This window comes from Actinomyces sp. S4-C9 (assembly GCF_000758775.1).
Taxonomy (GTDB): Bacteria; Actinomycetota; Actinomycetes; order Actinomycetales; family Actinomycetaceae; genus Gleimia; species Gleimia europaea.
Window position 1 is genome coordinate 1 of the sequence record NZ_JRMU01000011.1, and the last position, 18379, is coordinate 18379.

General features: G+C 56.0%; 14 protein-coding genes. 5 read left to right on the plus strand and 9 right to left on the minus strand.

From position 1 onward, the window contains the following. Nucleotides 1–376: 376 nt before the first annotated feature. From gatB to gatC, 3 genes are read right to left on the minus strand one after another with little or no spacing between them, the layout of a single operon-like run. The gene (gene gatB / locus HMPREF1628_RS05485) at nucleotides 377–1867 is read right to left on the minus strand and encodes an Asp-tRNA(Asn)/Glu-tRNA(Gln) amidotransferase subunit GatB (protein WP_034509125.1); all 1491 of its coding nucleotides are present in this window, start codon (nucleotides 1865–1867) and stop codon (nucleotides 377–379) included. A 3-nt stretch (nucleotides 1868–1870) separates the two neighbouring features. Then, on the minus strand, nucleotides 1871–3403 hold the full coding sequence (gene gatA / locus HMPREF1628_RS05490; RefSeq protein WP_034509130.1) for an Asp-tRNA(Asn)/Glu-tRNA(Gln) amidotransferase subunit GatA: 1533 nt from the start codon (nucleotides 3401–3403) through the stop codon (nucleotides 1871–1873). Between the two features lie 2 nt (nucleotides 3404–3405). Beyond that, on the minus strand, nucleotides 3406–3702 hold the full coding sequence (gene gatC, locus HMPREF1628_RS05495; RefSeq protein ID WP_034509134.1) for an Asp-tRNA(Asn)/Glu-tRNA(Gln) amidotransferase subunit GatC: 297 nt from the start codon (nucleotides 3700–3702) through the stop codon (nucleotides 3406–3408). A gap of 464 nt (nucleotides 3703–4166) precedes the next feature. On the opposite strand from gatC, the gene HMPREF1628_RS05500 reads away from it, so the two are divergent. Next, entirely contained in the window at nucleotides 4167–5432 is a 1266-nt protein-coding gene (locus HMPREF1628_RS05500; protein ID WP_034509137.1) for a phospholipase D-like domain-containing protein, read from the plus strand. 112 nt (nucleotides 5433–5544) lie between these two features. On the opposite strand, the gene HMPREF1628_RS05505 is transcribed toward HMPREF1628_RS05500, so the two are convergent. Together HMPREF1628_RS05505 and HMPREF1628_RS08655 are read right to left on the minus strand one after the other, a co-directional pair. Next, a complete protein-coding gene (locus HMPREF1628_RS05505) occupies nucleotides 5545–5793 on the minus strand; it encodes a WhiB family transcriptional regulator (RefSeq protein ID WP_034509141.1) in 249 nt (82 codons plus the stop codon). 145 nt (nucleotides 5794–5938) lie between these two features. Then, a complete protein-coding gene (locus HMPREF1628_RS08655; protein WP_156956899.1) occupies nucleotides 5939–8827 on the minus strand; it encodes an FHA domain-containing protein in 2889 nt (962 codons plus the stop codon). Between the two features lie 140 nt (nucleotides 8828–8967). Between HMPREF1628_RS08655 and ligA the strand changes: the two genes are divergently transcribed. Beyond that, nucleotides 8968–11400, plus strand: a complete 2433-nt coding sequence (gene ligA / locus HMPREF1628_RS05515; protein WP_034509144.1) for an NAD-dependent DNA ligase LigA — start codon at nucleotides 8968–8970, stop codon at nucleotides 11398–11400. 114 nt (nucleotides 11401–11514) lie between these two features. On the opposite strand, the gene HMPREF1628_RS05520 is transcribed toward ligA, so the two are convergent. The 4 genes from HMPREF1628_RS05520 to HMPREF1628_RS05535 all read right to left on the minus strand — a co-directional run bounded on the left by HMPREF1628_RS05520 (nucleotide 11515) and on the right by HMPREF1628_RS05535 (nucleotide 16303). After that, nucleotides 11515–12390 (minus strand): carbohydrate ABC transporter permease, encoded by an 876-nt coding sequence (locus tag HMPREF1628_RS05520; protein WP_232219394.1) that lies wholly within the window; start codon nucleotides 12388–12390, stop codon nucleotides 11515–11517. Between the two features lies 1 nt (nucleotide 12391). Continuing rightward, nucleotides 12392–13315: a carbohydrate ABC transporter permease gene (locus HMPREF1628_RS05525; protein WP_070664685.1), complete on the minus strand. Its 924-nt coding sequence runs from the start codon at nucleotides 13313–13315 to the stop codon at nucleotides 12392–12394. Nucleotides 13316–13380: 65 nt separating this feature from the next. After that, a complete protein-coding gene (locus HMPREF1628_RS05530; protein WP_034509150.1) occupies nucleotides 13381–14688 on the minus strand; it encodes an ABC transporter substrate-binding protein in 1308 nt (435 codons plus the stop codon). Between the two features lie 154 nt (nucleotides 14689–14842). After that, nucleotides 14843–16303 carry a sensor histidine kinase gene (locus HMPREF1628_RS05535; protein WP_034509152.1) on the minus strand — a complete coding sequence of 487 codons (1461 nt, stop codon included), beginning with the start codon at nucleotides 16301–16303 and terminating at the stop codon, nucleotides 14843–14845. A 131-nt stretch (nucleotides 16304–16434) separates the two neighbouring features. On the opposite strand from HMPREF1628_RS05535, the gene HMPREF1628_RS05540 reads away from it, so the two are divergent. From HMPREF1628_RS05540 to HMPREF1628_RS05550, 3 genes are all read left to right on the plus strand, one after another. Continuing rightward, nucleotides 16435–16920 (plus strand): DUF2505 domain-containing protein, encoded by a 486-nt coding sequence (locus HMPREF1628_RS05540; protein WP_034509155.1) that lies wholly within the window; start codon nucleotides 16435–16437, stop codon nucleotides 16918–16920. Nucleotides 16921–17028: 108 nt separating this feature from the next. Beyond that, nucleotides 17029–17451 carry an OsmC family protein gene (locus tag HMPREF1628_RS05545; protein WP_034509157.1) on the plus strand — a complete coding sequence of 141 codons (423 nt, stop codon included), beginning with the start codon at nucleotides 17029–17031 and terminating at the stop codon, nucleotides 17449–17451. Between the two features lie 40 nt (nucleotides 17452–17491). After that, complete coding sequence (locus HMPREF1628_RS05550; RefSeq protein WP_052038909.1) at nucleotides 17492–18274, plus strand: hypothetical protein; 783 nt, start codon at nucleotides 17492–17494, stop codon at nucleotides 18272–18274. The last annotated feature ends 105 nt before the right edge of the window (nucleotides 18275–18379 follow it).

Below are 18379 nucleotides of genomic sequence, written 5' to 3' on the forward strand. Positions count from 1 at the left end.
AATCGTTTTTTCTCACCATTTGGTCTCAGTCACGAGCCCAAACATTTCGAGAAAACCACGAAAGGCGTTGAAAAAGGTTCCGTTTCAACTACTTGCTTCGTTGTGGAACCGAGAATCTACTCTAGTAGGTTTCGAACCCCTTGTCAACTGACTTTTTGTGATCCGCACTACCTCGTAGTTCATCCAATCGGATCGCTCCGATCAGGACCGAAACCAAATTAGTCACGTCACTCATCTAGAATCAAATTTCCAGCGCGTGACTTGGCGCACCTAGAACTATTTCGCCAATACCCCGACAAACGGGGGGGATTCCTGTTCAGGAATCCCCCCCTACGGTCAGCCGCTAACGCAGAAGCTAGCGACCTCCTCGCAAATTTTAAATACGCTCCATGATCAGTTCACGAACACGCTTCGCATCGGCTTGGCCTCGCGTGGCCTTCATAATCGGGCCCATCAATGCTCCGATAGCGGCCATCTTGCCGCCGCGGATCTTATCCACGACATCTGGGTTATCAGCCATCGCGGCCTCCACAGCGGCGATCAGAGGACCATCGTCAGAGACCACAGCCAAGCCGCGGGAATCCACAACCTCAGCAGGATCTCCCTCGCCAGCCAGGACACCCTCAAGCACCTGGCGGGCAAGCTTGTCGTTAATCTTGCCGTCATCAACCAACGTCTGAAGTTCGGCCACTTGAGCCGGAGTCACCGCGAGCTCCTCGAGCTCAACCTCCGCCTCGCGCGCAACGCGGGACAGCTCTCCCATCCACCACTTACGAGCCGCAGCGGAGGAGGCGCCTGCCGACACCGTATCCTCAATCAAATCGATAGCGCCGGCGTTCACCACGTCGCGCATCTCCAGCTCAGAGAAGCCCCACTCGTCGCGCAACCTGCGGCGGCGCACTGCCGGGAGCTCCGGAAGCCCGCCACGCAAGCGCTCAACCCACTCCGGGCTAGCCACAATCGGACCCAAATCCGGATCCGGGAAGTAACGGTAATCCTCCGCATCCGACTTATCGCGGCCCGCCGACGTCGTACCATCCTCCGCATGGAAGTGACGCGTCTGCTGTACTACCTCGCCGCCATCAGCGAGAACCTGCGCCTGGCGAGAGATCTCATAACGCACAGCCTTCTCAATACCGCGGAACGTGTTCACATTCTTCGTCTCAGTGCGCGTACCAAGCGGCGAGTCCGGGGTCTCGCGAAGCGATACGTTCACATCAGCACGCAAATTACCGCGCTCCATACGAGCCTCAGAAACTCCAAGCGCCCTCGCGATATCACGCAACGCCTGCACGTACTTCGATGCGATCTCCGGAGCGCGAGCACCCGCCCCCTCGATCGGCTTCGTCACGATCTCAATCAGAGGCACCGACGAACGGTTAAAGTCCACCAGCGAATACGCCGCACCCTGAATGCGCCCATCCTCTGAACCAATATGCGTGTTCTTACCAGCGTCCTCCTCTACGTGAGCACGCTCAATCTCAACTCGGAACGTATCGCCATCATCCAGCTCAACATCCACCCAGCCGTTATGCGCAATCGCAACCGCAGCCTGCGAAATCTGGTAAGCCTTCGCCAAATCCGGGTAGAAGTAATGCTTACGAGCGAACCGGCTAACCTCAGAAATCTCACAATTCAAAGCAAGACCTAGGCGGATAGCCCACTCAATCGCAGTCTTATTAATCGTCGGCAAAGCGCCCGGCAAACCAATCGAAGCCGGCGCAATATTCGTGTTCGGATCGCCACCAAACTCATTCGGCGATTGGTCAAACATCTTCGTCTTCGTACCCAGCTCGACGTGAACCTCAAGACCCAAAACCGGGTCAAACTTCTCCACAGCCTCGCTGTACTTCATCAACTTATCCATGACCTAACGATCCTCTCCCTCGCGCGCTACGCCGTCCGCGCCCTCAATCATCGGGTTCTTATGTGCCACATCCTCCTGCGACTCAACCACAGCTGCCACGCGGTACATCACATCGTCACCGCGTACCGGGCCAGTCACCTGGAAACCAACCGGAAGGCCATGAGCAACACCAGACGGAACCGACATCGCCGGCATACCACCCAAGTTCGCAGGCGTAGTCGTAATATCACTCAAATACATGAGCGTCGGGTCATCCATCTTCTCGCCAAGCTTAAATGCCGTGGTCGGCGAAGTTGGTGACACAATCACGTCAACAGACTCGAACGCCTCCATCAACTCCTCCTGCAGGAGCGTACGCACGCGCATCGCCTGCACAAAATACTTATCGAAGAAACCCTTCGACAGCATTCGCGTACCAAAAATGATGCGACGCTTCACTTCAGAGCCAAAGCCCTCACCGCGGCTAGCCGCAATCAGACGCTCCGATGTAACCGGAGGCTCTGGCTCGGCGCGCAAGCCGTAACGAACGCCGTCAAACTTAGCGAGGTTCGACGACGCCTCCGCCGGCATAATCACGTAGTACGCATCCAAAGCAATGCCAAGGAGTGGCAGATCAAGCTCCACAACCCGCGCGCCCTTGCCCTTCAAGAACTCGAGCGTGGACTCAAAGCTTGCCACCACGTCGTCCTCATACGCATCACCAGACAGCTGCTTAACCACGCCAAGCTTCACGCCTTCCAACGGGCGTTCCCCTGCCTTCGCAGGCTCCAGGGCGGCCTCTTCCATCGACGGCCATGCATAATCCAACGACACCGCATCGCGATCATCAAAACCATCAATAACATCCTGCAACGCCGCGGCATCTGCCACCGTGCGCGCCACCGGACCCGCTTGATCCAGCGAAGACCCGAGAGCAATAATGCCCTGACGTGACACCGCACCATACGTTGGCTTCACACCAACCGTTCCCGTCATCGCAGCAGGCTGGCGGATCGAACCACCCGTATCCGAACCAATCGCAAGCGGCACCATAAACGCCGCCACCGCAGCCGCCGAACCGCCACCGGAACCACCCGGAATGCGCTCCAAATCCCACGGATTATGAGTTGGCCCAAAAGCCGAATGCTCGGTTGAGCTACCCATCGCGAACTCATCCATATTCGTCTTGCCCACGATAGGGAGCTTCGCGGCCTTAATCTTCTCGACAATCGTCGCATCATACGGAGGGACCCAGCCCTCGAGCATCCTCGACGCAGCCGTCGTCGGCACACCCCGAGTCACAACATTATCCTTCAGAGCAATCGGCACACCCGCCAGCGGATGCAACTGCTCACCAGCCGCGCGAGCCTCATCCACCTCACGCGCCGTCTTAAGCGCACCCTCCTCGTCAACAAACAGGAAAGCATTCACCACCGGATCAACCTCAGCAATACGATCCAGCATCGCGCGAGTCACCTCAACCGACGAAACCTCGCCCTCACGCAACATCTGTGCAAGCTCTAGCGCCGAGCGGAAAACCAAATCAGACTTCGCCATAATTACTCCTCACCCAAAATCTGCGGAACCTGGAACATGCCATCCTCAGCCGCAGGCGCCTGCGCCAAAACCTCTTCACGATCCAGCGTCTGACCAACCTCGTCATCACGCCACACGTTCACCAAAGGAATCGGATTAACCGTCTCCGCAACCCCCTGCGTCTCCCACGCTGCGAGGCGCTCCAAACGCTCCTCCAACGCACCAAGATCTCGAGCAAACCCGGCGGTCTCCTCATCGGTCAGGACAATATGAGCCACTTTTGCAATGCGGGCGACTTCTTCCCTAGAAATATTCGACATGCACCCAGTATAAAACCCCCAAAAACACGGACGCGAAACATGTCCAAAAAAAGCCCCAACCAGAGCAGAAACGGCGAGATGGTGGGGAAAACACGATTCAGCCCCAAAGCGGCAGAACTAACCCCACTTTTTGCCAGTTTCCCTCACGGACGCGGCTAACCACACCGCCTCACACAGTATTCAGACCCAAAGCGACAGAACTAACCCTACTTTTTGCCAGTTTCCCTCACGGATGCGGCTAACCACACCGCCTCACACAGTATTCAGACCCAAAGCGGCAAAACTAACCCCACTTTTTGCCAGTTTCCCTCACGGACGCGAATTGGGTAGCGGTTTGGGTAGCAGTTTGGTCGGGCACGTGGTGGGAGCGCAGCGAGTGCAGCAGTTTGGGTCGGGCACGTAGATAAGCAGTTACTTGATGCGGCGAGCCGCGCCAGCCTCAGCCCTGCATTAGAGTGAGGGGCATGAGGAAACGCGGGAAAAACCTATTCAATGCGCGCCAAGCACTACGAGTCGCCAAAATTGCCGGCATCACCACCGTAAGCGCTCAAATCGCGGCGGCCATCACGCTCACAGCCGTCGACGAAGTCCGCAAACGTCGTGCCCCCGGAGGCGGTGGATTCCCCGCCCTCCCCCCGCTAGACACAAACCTAGGCGACAACACCATCCGCACATACACGGAAGGTAGCTCCCTATACTCCGACATGCTCGAAGCGATCGAGAACGCCACTGACTACATCTACTTCGAAACCTTCATCTGGAAATCAGACAAAGTCGGCCAGCGCTTCAAACAAGCACTCATCCGCGCCGCACACCGAGGCGTACAAGTCTTCTGCGCCTTCGACGGCTTCGGCAACCTCGTAGTCAACCCCGCCTTCAAGCGCTTCCCTAAACACCCCAACCTGCACGTCATCATCCTGCCCGCCATCCGCTCCGGCGTAATCACCCTCAACCCGCGAAAAACCGGACGCGACCACCGAAAGGTCCTCGTCACTGACGGCAAAATCGGGTTCGTTGGCGGCTACAACATAGGTACGCTCTACAAAACAGAATGGCGAGACACCCACGTTCGCATCCAAGGGCCAGCCGTTTGGGAACTCGAAATGGCATTCGTTGACTACTGGAACGCGAAACGCTGGAACCACATGCCCAAACTCCCCGACCAAGGAGCACGCGCGTGGAACTCCTCCATCTACGCGGCTCTCAATCAGCCAAACAAGATGCTCTTCCCTATCCGCGGCCTCTACATCGACGCCCTCGAACGCGCCAACGATCACGCATTCATCACATCCGCATACTTCATCCCCGACCGCGAAATCTTTGCCTCTCTAGTTGACGCAGCGAAGCGTGGAGTCAAAGTCAAAGTACTCGTACCCCAACGCTCAAACCACGTGGTTGCAGACTGGATCTCACGCGCATACTACGATGACCTCATAAGTGCCGGAATTGAAATCTGGCAATACGAACACGCCATGATCCACGCCAAAACCGCAACCGTTGACGGACGCTGGTCAACGGTTGGCACCGCAAACATCGACCGACTCTCAATGTTTGGGAACTACGAAATCAACATCCAAACCTGGTCCGAAGAACACGCGGCGCAAATGGAAAAAATCTTCGAAAACGACCTCAGTACCTCATCTCAACTTCGCGAGGAAGAGTGGCGCGCCCGATCCATGCTCAAGCGGGGCGTTGAACAACTCCTCAAGCCGCTGGGCGTACTCATGTAAACCCTGTCTCAATCCGTCCGAATCTAGCTAGCTCAAGCCAGAGACGAGGAAGACCAAACAAAGACGAAGGGCCCAACCAACTGGTTGGGCCCTTCCTCAAAAGCGGAAACTACTAGCTAGCGCGGCGCACACGAGCGCGGCGACGCTTCAACGTGCGGCGTTCATCCTCACTCATGCCACCCCAAACACCGGCATCCTGGTTATTCTCCAGCGCCCACTGCAAGCACACCTGCTGCACCTCACAAGTAGCACAAACTTGCTTTGCCTCTGCCGCCTGCGCAATTGCGGGACCAGTGTTACCGATCGGGAAGAACAGTTCCGGGTCAACACTTAGACACGCCGCGCGACTACGCCAATCCATCAATACTCCTAAAGAGCGACAACGCAGGCAAAACCCGCGAACACAACAACATTCCAATGACGCTCTTTAGTCTCACCCACTGGGCAAAGTTACACAAGGGTTATGGAAACGTTTCACACTTTAGAACCGTGTGCAAATAGTCACGTTAACGCGCCGGCGCCCCGATTCTGTACCACACCTCACAGCAACCAGCCCAGTACGCAGCATCCTCCGCCGCGCCGAGCTTCACGAACAGAGGTAGCGAAACGGTGCGTAGAACGTGCCGGGGAAGTTTGCCCACCACCGAAACCTCGCTCCTTTCCGGCTGGTATCCGCCAGCAAGCAAGACAGTCTCGGTTACCTCCACTACCTCACGGCCATTTCTCGCCGCATCTACGAGAATCTGACTTTTCAAATCAGACGGAAACTCACCCACCAGCCATACACGCTCACTTGAGTTTCCCCCGCATGCCACGAGCGCCTTACTTCCAGTCGAGAGAACGCCGTCCTGCACTAGGGCCAATAGGCCTTCTGCCGGGTTGATTGGCCGCGCTACCTCCACTAGGGCGGCGCCTTCAGAATCAACAATGCTAACCGCGGCGCCCTCAAACCTGCCCCATGGGTGAGCGATCAACCCCTTGGCTCCAGTCCGCACCAGCCCCATACCTCGAGCCTGCTGTGCAGTAACCTTTACGAGACTTCGCCGCCACGTCCTCACCAATGAATAATCGTCAGCGCTAACCCCCGCCACAACCCCTGCTGCACGTCCCATCCACTCACGCAACCACTCTTGACCTTGAGCAAAGCCCGAGCCGTCAATGGCGCGCAGCAACGCACCTAAATCCTCAACCACCACGGGAACTCGCTTCCGCGCGGCGAAATCCATCTGATGGAGCGCTTCAAACACCTGCCTCTGCTTGGCCGGAATATATAGAGCCCCGCACGTACTTGCTATCTTTTCTAACAGCTCCCCCTCGTCCGCAACGACCGCGACTTTCTCCTCCTCCAGCCGCAGCGGCCGATATGTTCTGCCCGCAACGTCATCCAGCCACCCAATAATCGGACCACCTTCATCACCGATACCTGGCGGGTCGGCCTCGCGCGCCAAATCTGCACTAAAACCTGGTGAAACCAGCTCGGGAAGCGAGGGCCGCCAAAGCGCAGGCACCTCGCCCTCGCTGACGGTTTCTTGAAGCGCCCCCAAGTTTGATTCCAGATGCGAGAAGTAAGCCCACTGCACCTCTTTCATGGAACCAGCGTCAACCACTGCGCGGCCCGGCACTCGCGGCAGTTCGGAGGCTGCGCCGCTTGCCACCATCTCGAGGGAATCAGCCACGCTTGCCGTACGCAAACAGACGCGAAGAGTCAGATTTGCACGCATCGACGGAGTAACCACACCGCCCGGACTTTGCGTTGCCGCAATCAAATGCATGCCCAGAGACCGCCCTCGAGCCGCCAAATCAACCAGGCTCTCAAGCGTCTCCGGATGCGTCCTAATCATCGCGCGAAACTCATCAATAACGCACACAATACGCGCCGGACAATCATCCGGGCTTCGTTGCTCCCACTGGTCAACACTTACGAAGTCTCGCGCCGCAAGAGCTTCCTCTCGCTCCCGAAGTTCCGCGCCTAACCCAGCTATTGCCCTCTCCGTGTCATCTGGAGCCAGGTCTGTGAGAAGCTGTTCAGCGTGAGGGAGTTGCGCTAGATCGCGGAATGCCGCTCCTCCCTTGTAGTCGATCAATACAAGCCGTAACTTCGACGGATCCTTCTTCCGGCACATTTGCAATATCCACGTGCGAAGCGCCTCTGATTTTCCCGACCCTGTTGTTCCAGCTACGAGGGCGTGGGGACCATCTTTCACCAAGTCCAAGAACTCTGTTCCAGTCTCGCTGTTTCCGATCGGAACCGACAGATCTGGCCCAGCCATCGGCACTGGCAAATCTTCAACGAGCACGCGAGGCGGTATGTGCACCTCAGATACCCCCTCGCCAACTGGTAGCACCGGACGCAGCGGAACACCCGGTGGGCATTCGACGCGGTGGTCTGCCACGTGTTCCGAGGCGTTCAAAACCGTGAGCAGTGCCGCTCCTTCCTCGTCCCGCAACACGTTTGGGGATTGCCTAAGGACCCGGGCGTCAATGCCACTTTCGCGCGCGTATACGAGTGCTTGAGACAGCACCCACGTAGCCCAACCTTTCGCATCTGACAAAGCGAGCGACTCGCCTACACGAACCGAAACCACCGAGCCCGGCGAGAAGCGTACCCTTCCCAGCACGTACCCAGCCCTTTTTGGCAAGGGAAAACTGCACCGCGTCCATGTTGGTGCCGCAGAAAGATCTATTTCCACCTCCTTCGAGTTACGCCAAGAAGGCGCCTTTTCTGAGGATGAAGTTGCCGCGCCGGCTTTCCCACGCGCAGGCATTGAAAGGCCGTACAAAATACCCCAACGACACCCGGGTTTGCGCCGGCTTCGCAACGCCAGCACACCGTAGCTGATTGCGAGTGCCATCAAGAAAACAACAGTGACGGCTACCTGCCATCCCAACAGGCGACCTATCAGCCAGATCAACGACAGCATTGGTAGTAGCAGGAGCAACCCGCGTTTATTCATTGGCCGCGCTCCGCCCCATTCGAGCGCCTTCTGCAAGTTCATTGTCGAAGGGCGCGAGCGAACCTGCCACAGGTTTCCTCCCACGCAGAAAATCCGACCAGGGGCTACCTTTGCCGAAGCTTCATCAACCTGAGCTCTGCGAAGTGTCCTCGTCATTGAACGCAACAAGACCCACGACCGCGCAAACCCTGGCAATATTGCTGCTTTTCTACCGACCGCAAAACCGTTCGCGGAACCCAGATCTCGCAACGCCACCTCAAACCCACCACGACTGTAAATGCCTTTCACCTGCAAGTGCCTGCGCGAAGTTAACGGGTCTTTCACCTGTACATCCCCATTTCTGCCCATAATCACCGGCTTGGAAGTCACGGGGAACCCTAAACCAGCGTCAGGACCGGCAATGCAAAGCACATGAAGCGGGGAAAAGAGCAGATCATTCACGCTTACACTCAAGCCTGCGCTAACGGCCAAGGCCAGAAGGTTCTTCACAGCTGGGGAAACTGCTTCACTTCATTCGCCTGTGGATAAGGGATGAGTGGTTACCGGTTTATATGTCCGTGGTTTGAGGTAAGAATTAGGGCATGACTGAAAGCACGTTGGAACTACTGAGCGGCCGCGACGAATCCGGCGAGTTCTCGCAGAAAACCCCGAAAACCACAAGTGAAGGCGGGGCGCCCAGTGAGCGTGCCCGCGAGCGGTGGGGTGAGCTCGTAGAGATTATTGAGCAGGCGCGTGGATCGTACTACCAGGAAGACTCCCCCATACTCGCCGACGCTGAATACGACGCGCTGTACCGCGAGTTGGAGGATCTTGAGCGGCAGTATCCGTCTCTTCAAACTCAAGATTCTCCTACCCAATCGGTTGGCGGCTTTGCATCCGATGCTTTCAGCAAGGTCACTCACGAGATACCGATGCTCTCTTTGGATGACGTGTTCTCTGTAGAAGAAGCCCACGCGTGGATGGACCGTTGTATGAATGCACTGGGCGTGCAAACCATGCCAATGACCGCAGAGGTTAAAGTAGACGGCCTTGCCGTTTCAATCCTCTACGTGAATGGCAAGCTACAACGCGCGGCAACCCGTGGTAACGGAAGCGTTGGTGAGGATGTCACCGCGAACGTCCTCACCATTAAGAACGTGCCAGCCCAGCTCAGTGGCGAAAACGTGCCCGAGCGGGTGGAGGTGCGCGGGGAAATTTTTTTCCCCACCAAGGACTTCGAGGAATACAACAGCGCGCGAGCCGAGGCCGGACTTAAACAGTTTGTTAATGCACGCAATGCCGCCGCCGGATCGCTTCGTCAAAAAGATGCTGCTGAAACCGCGAAGAGGCCTCTTGCCATGGTGTGTCACGGTATAGGCGTTTTTGAGGGCGCGCAACGCATCCCGCAGTCCCAGCACGAGTGGTATGAGCTCATCGCTGGCTGGGGACTGCCTACCTCCTCTTATACACGGGTGGTGCGAAGCCACGACGAGGTCGATTCTTTCATTCGCGAATACGGGGAAAAACGTAGCAGCCTGGACTACGGCATAGATGGCGTTGTGCTCAAGGTGGATTCGAGGGTGAACCAGCAGGCGCTGGGCACAACATCGCGTGCTCCCAGGTGGGCAACCGCCTACAAGTACCCACCCCAGGAGGTGCATACGCGCCTGCTTGACATCCGCACCCAAGTTGGTCGGACGGGGCGAGTCACCCCATTTGGAATCATGGAAAAAGTTCTTGTAGACGGCTCTTACGTGTCTCGCGCTACATTGCACAACGCATCCGAAGTTAAACGCAAAGGCGTACTAATTGGTGATCTCATTGTGCTTCGCAAAGCAGGAGACATCATTCCCGAAATCGTTGCGCCCGTTGAGGATGCGCGAGATGGAACCGAACGCGAGTTCATCATGCCCTCCAACTGCCCATCATGCGGGGCCCGTTTAGCTCCTGCGAAAGAAGGAGACATTGATCTGCGTTGCCTCAACTTCGAAAAATGTCCGGCGCAGCTAACGGAACGGATAGTGTACATCGGCTCTCGCAAAGCCCTCGATATTGAGGGGCTCGGCGAAGAGGCCTCCCTTGCCCTCACTCAGCCCGAGTTGGACCGAGAAGAGGTGGCAGCAGCCCTGGTCTCTGGAGAGGCAGTATTACTTGCGGACGGAACCCTTCTCGAGCTTGATCCGTCCCAGGTTGAAACGCTGGGGCATGCGGACGAAATCACCGCCGCGGAAGGCCTTTTGCCAACACCCCAGAAACCGGCTCTTGGGACAACGGCTGACCTCTTTGATCTCAACGCCGATAGCGTGCGAGATGTGTGCGTATGGAGAAGGCGTGCGTTCCCTACAAACATTGCGAAAGAAGTTGGCGTTAAAGAAGGCTGGCAACAGGTTCGCTACTTCTACACTGCGGGCGTTCGCGATACTGCCGGCGGCGGTTGGAGAACCGAGCCACGCCCCACAAAAACCTTCGAAAAGATCATCACTGAGCTCGAGCGCGCCAAAAACGAACCGCTTTGGAGGGTACTCGTTGCGTTCTCTATCAGACACGTTGGCCCTCAAGCTGCTCAAGCTCTTGCAAACCACTTCAGTTCGGTGAACGAAATCGCGAACACACCGGTTGAGGATCTCGCTCAAGTTGAAGGCATTGGGCCAGAGATTGCAGGAGCCGTATCCGACTGGTTTACGCTCGAAGCCCATCAAGACCTTGTTCAAAAGTGGGGTGCCGCGGGTGTGCGCATGGAGGCTGAGCAAACCGAAGAACTTGAGCAAACTCTAGCCGGGCTTACGATCGTCGTGTCTGGAACCGTTCCCAACTACGATCGCGAAAGCGCCAAAGCAGCGGTTACCGCGCGAGGCGCCAAAGCCACCTCCTCCGTATCCAAAAAAACTAGCCTCGTAGTTGCCGGGCCTGGCGCAGGATCCAAGGCAACCAAAGCCGAAGAACTGGGGATTCCAGTTATCGATTCCAACCTCTTCGACGCGCTTCTTGCAGGCGGTCTCCAAGCCCTCGACCTTCAAGATGGCGCTGGCAAATAGGCGATAGAAGCCTAGAAACCAACGGAATATGAACCAGCGGCGGCTTTCTGCTATATAGGAGAAAGCCGCCGCTACTGATGCCAGTCGCCATATGCGTTTGAAAAACTAGGCTAACTAGCCCTTAACCGAACCGGACATCAAACCACCGACAAAATACTTGCCGAGCAGAATATAAACAATCAGCGTGGGAGCCGAGGCGATCAGCGCACCCGCCATGGAAGCACCGTAGTCCGCCATGATCGAACCATGAGCCAAGTTATTCAGGGAAAGCGTGACCGGGCCCGTGTCCGTGTTCGTCAAGAACAACGCAAATAGGAAGTCATTCCACGCGGACGTGAACTGCCAGATCAACACGACCACAAAGCTGGGAATCGAAATCGGAAGCACCACAGCGAAATACGTGCGCAACATTCCCGCACCATCCACTCGCGACGCTTCGATCAGTTCCGCCGGCACAGACTCGTAATAGTTCCTGAAGATAAGAGTCGTGATTGGAATTCCATAAACCACATGTGCCAAAACCAGCGTTGGGATGCCGTTAGGCAGACCGATGGTCAGGACCATTTTCATTAGAGGGATCATCACCGCCTGGTACGGGATGAACATGCCAAACAGGAGGAACGTGAAGACCACGTTCGCACCTGGGAAACGCCAGCGTGAAAGCACGAAACCGTTCATTGATCCCAAAATCGCAGATATAATCGACGAAGGGATCACGAGCAGGAACGTGCGGCCAAGAGGAGCTGCCAATGCGTCCCACGCGCGTTGCCAGTTCTGAACGTCCCACTCCTGAGGCAGATACCAAGTGCGCGAAGGATCTGCCTCCGCTGCCCCCTTAAACGAGGTGACAAAGAGGACGTACACCGGGATCAGGACCATCGCAAGGAAGAGAATCAACAGCGCGTAGCGAATCGCGGTAGTTCCCGGACTTCCTTTCTTCACCACGTGCGGGTTCGCGGTAGGCAAAGCATTCTTTACTTGAGTGCTCATGTCACTTCCTCTTCTTCGCGTCGTGGATCAGGTACGGCACGACCAAGATCGCCACAATCACCAGCAGAATCGTTCCAACCGCTGCAGCATTTGAGTAATCACCCGAAGTCATGTAGTTGTACATGTCGATTGCAGGAACCTTAGTGGAGTATGTGAGCTGATCCGTAACAGCCATGATCAGGTCGAATGACTTCAACGCCATGTGACCAATGATGATAACTGCTGACAAGGCTACGGCAGACAGCTGCGGGAAGATGATGTGTTTGTACAGTTGCCACTCGCTAGCACCATCCACGCGGGCCGCTTCGCGCAGGTCATCACTAATCCCCCTGAAGCCAGCCAAGAAAAGAGCCATAACGTAACCTGACAGTTGCCAAATAGCCGGAAGCGCAACCGCCAACACACCAAACGTGATGTTAGAGGTCCATGAGTTCTCGAGGAAGCCCAGTCCGAGCATCTGGAACAGGCGATTCAACCCCTTCGCTTGATCCCCCACGCCCGGGTTCAAAAGCCACTTCCACACGACACCCGAGGCGATAAACGAAACAGCCATCGGGAACAGGAAGATAGAGCGGAAAATTCCCTCACCTTTGATGGGGCGCTCAAGTAACCATGCCCAGAGGAATCCCAGAATGAGGGTACCGAGTAGAAATGCTGCCGTGAAAAGCAGGAGATTAATCAAGGAGTGTTGAAAATCTGGATCACCAAACAGATAGGCATAGTTTTCAAAACCAACAAAGCTGGTTTCTCTAGCACCGTTATATTGCGCGACAGTGTGTGCGTCGCGCATCGACGTGACAGTATTCGCAGCAATCAAACCGTATACAAAAATTCCAACCAGGATGATCGACGGCGAAATCAAGAGTAGCGGCGGACCATACTTACGCCACCACGATTTTGCACTGCGTTTGTTCTTAAAGGCCATGCTTTCCTCCGATGAGCGGGTGACGGACATGCCGCCACCCGCTCTACGCAACTGCGTTAATTGGACTATTTAGACAGCGACGATGCTGCTTTGACAAGCTCAGCCTGCAGACCCGCAACATCGGATGCGCCCTGCGCGAACTTGGCACAAGCAGCATTCATATCGTTCGATACTGCTACCGGAACCGCAGCACCGTGTGCGATAGAGGAAACAATCGTGTCTTCAGCGAAGGACTTCATCGCATCCTGCTGGTACTGGCCGAACTGCTTGATCTCATCATCGGTCAGATCTGAACGAGCAGGGATGGAGCCCTTAATCGTGTTGAAAGCAATCTGGCCAGGCTTGCCGGAAATGGTCTGTAGCCAAGCCTTAGCGCCGTCAACGTTCTTCGCACCTACCGGCATCGTGAATGAGTCTGCGAGAAAGTCAAAAATGCCATCAGAGCCCGGGACTGGGAATGCGACATAGTCCTCGTTGTACTTCTTACCAGCAGCCTCGAATGCGGCGATAGCCCAGTCACCCATCACGTTGTAAGCAGCCTCACCTGCGATAACCGGGTTCATCGCCGGCTCCCAGTCCTCATTCAAATAGGACTTGTCAGCCAAGTCGATAATCTTAGAGTAGTGCTCAAGGGACTTCGTAACCTCAGCAGAAGCCCAATCCGTAGAACCGTCAAACAAACCGTTGTAGCCATCTGCTCCAAGATCAGCCATTAGAACAGACTCTAAAAGCTCAAGCTGGGTCCAAGCCATACCAACCGTAATTGGAATCTTGCCGGCAGCCTTCACTTTCTCCATGTCCGCAATCCATCCCTCAATGTCAGTTGCCGGCTTTGCCGGATCAAGACCAGCTTCTTCAAGCACTGCCTTGTTTGCCCACACAACATTGGCACGGTGGATATTTGACGGTACGGAGTAGATCTTGCCATCAACGGTTAGACGATCAATCAGCGTATCGGGGAAAGCATCTCGAAGCTTGAACTCGTCATACAGTGCTGAGACATCCTCGATCTGCATGGCATCAATGTAGTCGGTAAGCTCAGCGCCAGCGTGAGCCTGGAACGTGTCTGGCGGGTTCTGTGCCGCGAGGTCAGCCGCAAGCTTCTGTTTAGCTTGCGAGCCGCCACCACCTGCAACCGCAGCGTTCTTAAACATGAAATCAGGATGCTCTTCTTCGAACACCTTAACCAGTGCGTCACGACCGTCCTTCTCAGAACCGGCTTCCCACCAAGTAACTACAGAGACCTCGCCGCCTGCCGTAGCCTCACCCGAACCAGTGCTTTCAGTCCCAGAGTCTTGTTGTGCACCGCCACCACATGCGGCCAGCATCAAGCTAATGGCCGCAAATCCAGCAAATGCTGCAATCCGCTTCATAACTTCTCCTTTGAAGTACTGCGTATGAAAACATGCTCTCCATCAAAGAGCTGATGTCAGACTACAGCACTTACACGGGGAGCAAATGAGGTTGAATCGACCGTTATATTACTGCAATACAGACCCCGACTTGCCTGTCATAACAGGGATGTGATCAGTTGTCCAAGTTTGCGTTAACCCGTACGACTGTGCCCGGTCCGTGCTTGCGCCTATCCCAAGTGATAGTGCCCGCAAGCTCGCCGGCAACCACCGTTGACACAATCTGGGTTCCCAGACCCGACTTGGCCTTATCCGGCTCAATGCCGAGCCCATCATCAGACACGGTCACCTCAAGTCGGCGCCCATTGCGCTCGGCCTCAATACTAACCAGGCCGCCATAGTCGCGATAGCCGTGCTCAACCGAGTTTGTCACCAGCTCCGTTAATACCGTTGCCAAGGCTTGTGCCGCATCCGCATTCACCTTGCCGAAGTGACCTCGCACATCAACACTCACCTGCTGGTTAGTCTTAGCCAGTACAACCGCCAGGTGCAGAACCTTCTTAGCAACCTCATCAAAATCAACAGTCTCGTCAACATTTTGCGAAAGCGCTGCGTGAACCGTAGCGATGGTCGTCACGCGCCGCTCTGCCTCTGAAAGGGCTGCGCGCACCTCCTCGCTATCGGAACGGCGCGCCTGCAATCTGATCAGCGCAGAAACCGTCTGCAGGTTGTTTTTGACGCGATGATGAATCTCGCGAATCGTGGCATCTTTTGTCATCAGTTCAAGCTCGCGTCGTCTCATCTCCGATACGTCACGCGTTAACAAAACCGCGCCCACACGCTTATCGCCTTCCAGTAGCGGCAACGCGCGCATTGTGACCGTAGCGCGCGAAGACTCCACCTCTGCCCTCCACGCCGCTTTCCCCGTCACAACAACCGCAAGCGTCTCCTCAATAGTCTGATCCTGTTTCAACACGTCCGTCACGTCTTCGATCAGCAAACGACCAACAGGGTTGTGCCGAATACCAAGCCTGCGCAAACAAGACACCGCGTTTGGCGTTACCTTTTGCACTACGCCCTCGGAGTCCAAAAGAAGCGCACCATCCATTACGCGCGGCTGGCCGTGAGTTACCGAAACTGGCGTGGCGTCATACGGATACTCGCCGCGCGTAATCATCTTGCACAAGATGTCTGCGACGTGAGGCGTCCAGGTCTCCGCTCCTCCCAAAAAACCGGGTGAGGACAGGTTGGTTTCTCGCGTTATCACCGCAACCGTCCGCCCACTACGGACCACCGGGATCGCAACTTCACTCATCGAATATGTCCCCATCCAACGCGCACCAGGAGGCGATGCAATCTGGCGGGTCTCCATCGCTTCTTCCAGGAGCGTCTGCCTGGACGGCTGGATATACATGTCAACCACGTCATCCATGTGGATCGTTGAAGCTGTGGCCGGGCGCGCATGGGCAATCGCAAGGAAACGTCCATCGTGCGTGCGCACCCACATCACCAGATCTGCGCCAGCCAGGTCCGAAACCACCTGCCAATCAGCAAGAATAAGGTGAAGCCAATCCAAATCCTCATGGTGGAGATTAGAACGGGCAGCGGCCTGCGCAAGATCAGTCAACGTATGCATAGTCATACTTTAAAACAATGAGGTCCAATGCACCTTCACACGGCCTCCCACTCATCCATCCCATGCGAAACGCAGCCACCCCCACGATAATGGATATAAATCGCGTTCGAATCTACCCTTGGAGGAACGCCATGGACTTTCATACATCCGTTTGTTACCCGGCGAACCTTGCCGCCGTGCAGCGACTTTTCCAAAGCGAGGACTTTTTCAAGGCCCGTGCCGTTGGCTCACCAGCCTCAGTGGAATCCGTGCACGTCGAGGCGCTTATCAGTGAAATCCGGGTCACCACCAAGGCCCGCATTGATGCGGCAGTCATCGACCTGCCGCCGGTTGCGCAGCGATTCATTCCCTCCTCAGGGATTGAAATCACAATAACCGAAACTTGGAATACAACCGACAACACGGGCGTTATCCAAGTGCATGCCGACAGCCTGCCGGTTTCAATGTCCGCCACCTGTGCTTTCATTGAAGAAGACGAGGCCGTGAGGCGTGATGTCAACGGAAATTTGAAGGTTAACGTGCCGATCATCGGACGCAAGCTTGAGCAGAAGGCGGTTGCGGAGGTTTCTAAAATCGCCGAGCACGAGCAAGAGATTGCCAGCCAATACTTGGTGTGATCGGCATGCGCGCCGCACGCTTGCAACTGTTGTTGTGAGCCCGGTAAGACCCGCGGCGCCAACCAGTTACTGTAACCACACTTTTATTCATATGAGAAGAGGACGACCATGAGTGATCAAGAAAAATACCTCTGGCTAGAGCGGGTTGGGAAAGGCTCATACCTGGGTAAGAACTCGCGCGGCCTCACCGTGCCAATCGGACATGGCGAGGACGAATTCACCCCTGGGGATTTGCTTCGCCTTGCCCTCGCTGGGTGTAATGCGACGAGTTCAGACTCTCGATTCGCCGCCGTACTTGGTGACGACTACCAGGCAACTGTGGGGGTTGAGAGCGACTACGATGAGGAGGAGAACCGCTTCACTAAGCTCGTTGTAGAGATCGTGACCGACATGAGCGGACTTAGCGATGAGGAGCGCGAGCAGCTGGAAAGCCGCGTACACCGAGCCATTGAGAAGCGTTGCACCATCGGCAATACGCTACGACACGGAGCGGAAAACAGCGCCGTAATCACCTGCGAGAGCGCCGAGTAACACCAACTACACGAGAGATGTTCTACCGAGGAGGAACGTCATGGGCATTGTCAAGAAAGCAAAGAACGGCACTCGAGCCGTAGCCGACGGGCTTGCAACCACGCGGCGATTTGTTAAAGACCTGCGGGGAGCCAATTCCATCCAGGATGTTATCGACGCAATGATCGACGTACCCACCTCACGGATTGAGAACAAAGTCAATCAGCTGCGCGCCAAACATCCTGGAGCCACACCCGCCGAAATCCAGGAGATAGTTACCAAACAGTTCCGCAAACTCGCAGCCTCTACGTCCGGAGCTGCGGGCGCGGCTGCAGCTGTGCCAGGCCTTGGAACCGCAGCCGCGCTTGGCCTTTCTTCCGCACAACTAACCGGTTTCGTATCCGAAGCTGGTTACTACGTGCTCACCCTCGCTCATATTCACGGCATTCCCTTAGAAGACAAAGACAAACGCCGACTCCTGGTCTTGACCGCACTGATGGGCGAACAAGGTGAACAAATCGCAACCTCGCAGTTTGGCTTCACCACGCTAACCGCACTCAAGGGTTACGCGAGCGACGTACAGCGCCAAACCATTAATCAAGTCAACCGAAAACTTGCGAAGATGGCCGCTAAACGAGCCGCACGCAAAGGTACGACCGCGATGCTAGGAAGGCTCATGCCATACGGAATAGGCGCGGGCCTCGGTTGGGTGATTGGACGGTCCATGGCGGGAAACGTCATTGACGGGGCCATCAATGCGCTGGGTACTCCTCCCGCCGCCTTCAACTACCCCATCACCATCGATGTCGAAGCGAACCCGCAAGAGATTGACATGAACCAGTGAAAGCCTGCGGCCGCCCTGGGCACGTTGATATTTACCTCCGGGTGGCGAGGACCCGCCAAGCGCCCGCGTTCAAGCAGTGGACGAGCTAGCGATTTTTTAGATCAT

What these genes read in the sequence shown, in the direction of transcription:
- HMPREF1628_RS05505 (WP_034509141.1), bottom strand. Translation starts at nt 5,793, where the DNA reads ATGGATTGGCGTAGTCGCGCGGCGTGTCTAAGTGTTGACCCGGAACTG.
- ligA (WP_034509144.1), top strand. Translation starts at nt 8,968, where the DNA reads ATGACTGAAAGCACGTTGGAACTACTGAGCGGCCGCGACGAATCCGGC.
- HMPREF1628_RS05525 (WP_070664685.1), bottom strand. Translation starts at nt 13,315, where the DNA reads ATGGCCTTTAAGAACAAACGCAGTGCAAAATCGTGGTGGCGTAAGTAT.
- HMPREF1628_RS05545 (WP_034509157.1), top strand. Translation starts at nt 17,029, where the DNA reads ATGAGTGATCAAGAAAAATACCTCTGGCTAGAGCGGGTTGGGAAAGGC.
- HMPREF1628_RS05530 (WP_034509150.1), bottom strand. Translation starts at nt 14,688, where the DNA reads ATGAAGCGGATTGCAGCATTTGCTGGATTTGCGGCCATTAGCTTGATG.
- HMPREF1628_RS05520 (WP_232219394.1), bottom strand. Translation starts at nt 12,390, where the DNA reads ATGAGCACTCAAGTAAAGAATGCTTTGCCTACCGCGAACCCGCACGTG.
- HMPREF1628_RS05550 (WP_052038909.1), top strand. Translation starts at nt 17,492, where the DNA reads ATGGGCATTGTCAAGAAAGCAAAGAACGGCACTCGAGCCGTAGCCGAC.
- gatC (WP_034509134.1), bottom strand. Translation starts at nt 3,702, where the DNA reads ATGTCGAATATTTCTAGGGAAGAAGTCGCCCGCATTGCAAAAGTGGCT.
- gatA (WP_034509130.1), bottom strand. Translation starts at nt 3,403, where the DNA reads ATGGCGAAGTCTGATTTGGTTTTCCGCTCGGCGCTAGAGCTTGCACAG.
- gatB (WP_034509125.1), bottom strand. Translation starts at nt 1,867, where the DNA reads ATGGATAAGTTGATGAAGTACAGCGAGGCTGTGGAGAAGTTTGACCCG.
- HMPREF1628_RS05535 (WP_034509152.1), bottom strand. Translation starts at nt 16,303, where the DNA reads ATGCATACGTTGACTGATCTTGCGCAGGCCGCTGCCCGTTCTAATCTC.
- HMPREF1628_RS05540 (WP_034509155.1), top strand. Translation starts at nt 16,435, where the DNA reads ATGGACTTTCATACATCCGTTTGTTACCCGGCGAACCTTGCCGCCGTG.
- HMPREF1628_RS05500 (WP_034509137.1), top strand. Translation starts at nt 4,167, where the DNA reads ATGAGGAAACGCGGGAAAAACCTATTCAATGCGCGCCAAGCACTACGA.